Below are 2639 nucleotides of genomic sequence, written 5' to 3'. Positions count from 1 at the left end.
CATCAGGGCCAGCGGGACATTCGTTTCCCGCGCCAACAGGCCGAAGACATGACCGCACCCGAAGCGTTCGCAAAGCCTCAACCAAACCCTTGACGACGGGGCGCCGTCCAGACATGCCGTTCCCGCTGGCTCCGGCGCGGCAGGAGGCTTGATTCCGGTCCGCCCGCCAGCGGGCGGGCGTCAGTGCTCGTTGAACCGCAGGGCTTCCACCAGGAGAGAGAACGCTGGTGAGGCATGGCGTCGGCTTGGGTAGTAGAGGTGGTAACCGGGAAACGGCGGGCACCAGTCTCTCAGCACGCGGATGAGCTCTCCCGTGGCGATATAGGGCGCCACCAGGTCCTCGGGCATGTACGCCAAGCCAAGGCCCTGCAAGGCGGAGTCGAGCCGCGGTCCGATCGTGTTGAACACGAGCTGGCCATCGACGCGGACCTTCAGCTCGCGGCCATTCTTCTCGAATTCCCAGGCGAACAGACCGCCATACGTGGGAAGGCGCACGTTGATGCAACTGTGGTTTGTCAGGTCCTGCGGCGTCTGCGGCCGTCGACGATCTTGGAAATAGGCCGGAGCCCCGACCACGGCCATCCGCATGTCCGGGCCGATGCGCAGCGCGATCATGTCCCTGGCGACCTGCTCGCCAAGACGGACGCCGGCGTCGAAACCCTCCGCGACAATGTCGATCAGACTGTAGTCGACGGCCACCTCGACGCGGATGTCCGGGTACTCGGGCAACAGCCTGGTGAGTGTCGGCTGCAGCACTGTTCGCGCGGGATGCTCCCCGGCGGTGATGCGGATCGTGCCGGCCGGCCGCTCGCGCATCTCGCTGAGCGCCGCGAGAGCCTGCTCGATTTCCTCGAAGCGGGGCGCGACTGTCTGCAGAAGTCGCTCGCCGGCCTCGGTTGGCGCGACGCTGCGGGTGGTGCGGGTCAGGAGACGAAGGCCGAGCCTCGCCTCGAGGGACTTGATCGTCTGGCTGAGCGCGGACGGCGAGAGGCCGAGCTTGGCGCTGGCGCGCGTGAAACTGCGCTCCTTGGCCACTAGGGCAAAGGCGGCGAGCTCGTCGAAACGCTGGGCCATTTGTAAGCCTCACTTCAAAGGGCATCCTGATTATCACGGCTAGTTGTGCAGTGAGACCAGCGCTACCTTCTTTGCATTCGAGTGGGCCGATGGGGCTCCGGCTGCGTCGAGAGGGAGGAGCGTGAAATGGAAAAGCGCACTTTGGGAGCCGGCGGCCTCGATGTCTCCGCCCTCGGCCTAGGTTGCATGGGCCTCAGCCACGGTTACGGGCCCGCCGTCGGGAAGGACGCCGGAATCGCCCTGATCCGCGCGGCCGCCGAGCGCGGGGTGACCTTCTTCGACACGGCGCAGATCTACGGCGAAGCCAACGAGGAGATGGTCGGCGAGGCGCTGGAGCCGTACCGCGGCCACGTGGTGATCGCCACCAAGTTCGGCTTCGAATTCGGCCGCACCGATGGCAAGCAGATTCTCTGCAGCCGACCCGACCATATTCGTCTGGCGACCGAAGGCTCGCTGAAGCGCCTGCGCGTCGAGGCCATCGACCTCTACTATCAGCATCGGGTCGATCCGGCGGTCCCGATCGAGGACGTGGCCGGCACGGTCAAGGACCTCATCGCCGAGGGGAAAGTGAAGCACTTCGGCCTCTCGGAAGCGGGCGTCGAGACCATTCGCCGGGCTCACGCGGTCCAGCCCGTCGCGGCGCTGCAAAGCGAGTATTCCCTGTGGTGGCGCGAACCGGAGCGGGAGGTGATCCCGACGCTGGAGACGCTGGGCATTGGGTTCGTGCCCTTCAGCCCCCTCGGCAAGGGCTTCCTCACGGGCGCCATCGCCGCCGACGCGACCTTCGGCAAGGACGACTTCCGCAGCATCGTGCCCCGCTTCAGCGGCGAGGCGCTGCAGGCCAATCAGGCGCTCGTGACGGTCCTCAAGCGCCTGGCCGCCCGAAAGGGCGTGACGCCGGCGCAAATCGCCCTGGCCTGGCTGCTCGCCCAAAAGCCCTGGATCGCGCCGATCCCCGGCACGACCAAGCTGACCCGCCTGGAGGAGAACCTGGGGGCCGCCAACCTCCGCCTGACCCAAGACGACCTGACGACGATCGAGGCGGCCGTTTCCGAGGTCGCCGTGCAGGGGGACCGCTACCCGGCCCACTTGCAAGCTCGGGTCGGGCGGTGAGCAACAGCATCCCCGTTCCATGAAAGCATCCGCCAGACGCGCGGCGCCACGAGCGCCGCACTTTCAATCCATTTCCGGCTCGGCTGGGCGCTGATTCGCGCTCGTGACGCCTCGCCAACAGGAGAACACGATGGAAATGCGCAAACTTGGTCGAGCCGGCCTCGAGGTTTCCGCCCTCGGATATGGCTGCATGGGTCTCTCGGCGGCCTACGGCGCGCCGCCGCCCCATGCCGAGGCGATTGCGATCATGAGAGCGGCTTTCGACGGCGGCGTGACGCTGTTCGATACCGCCGAAGCCTACGGTCCATTCTCGAACGAGTCTTTGCTGGGCGAGGCCGTGCCGTTCAGCCCGCTCGGCGCCGGCTTCCTGACCGGCAAGATCGACGAGAAGACCGAACTGGCGCCGACGGGCGTTGGTGCACAAATCGGCAGCGTGCGGCATGGGTAGGTCG

2 protein-coding genes and 1 pseudogene are annotated in these 2639 nt (G+C 66.8%); 2 read left to right on the top strand and 1 reads right to left on the bottom strand.

Features of this window, described 5'->3' with window-relative positions:
• Nucleotides 1–180: 180 nt before the first annotated feature.
• Nucleotides 181–1074, bottom strand: a complete 894-nt coding sequence (locus tag ACLP25_RS31700; RefSeq protein WP_442473055.1) for a LysR family transcriptional regulator — start codon at nt 1072–1074, stop codon at nt 181–183.
• A gap of 126 nt (nt 1075–1200) precedes the next feature.
• Here ACLP25_RS31700 and ACLP25_RS31695 point away from each other — a divergent pair, with 126 nt between their 5' ends.
• Nucleotides 1201–2187, top strand: coding sequence for an aldo/keto reductase (locus ACLP25_RS31695; protein WP_442473054.1), 987 nt, complete (start codon nt 1201–1203; stop codon nt 2185–2187).
• A 130-nt stretch (nt 2188–2317) separates the two neighbouring features.
• Nucleotides 2318–2527: pseudogene (locus ACLP25_RS31690) on the top strand (aldo/keto reductase); the annotation flags it as partial.
• Between the last annotated feature and the right edge of the window lie 112 nt (nt 2528–2639).

The organism is Roseiarcus sp. (assembly GCF_052145395.1).
GTDB lineage: Bacteria > Pseudomonadota > Alphaproteobacteria > Rhizobiales > Beijerinckiaceae > Roseiarcus.
Note: the sequence above shows the minus strand (reverse complement) of the source record. Positions and strands in the feature narration are given on the sequence as shown.

Coding starts and splice junctions, on each gene's coding strand:
- ACLP25_RS31700 (WP_442473055.1), bottom strand. CDS start 1,074: ATGGCCCAGCGTTTCGACGAGCTCGCCGCCTTTGCCCTAGTGGCCAAG.
- ACLP25_RS31695 (WP_442473054.1), top strand. CDS start 1,201: ATGGAAAAGCGCACTTTGGGAGCCGGCGGCCTCGATGTCTCCGCCCTC.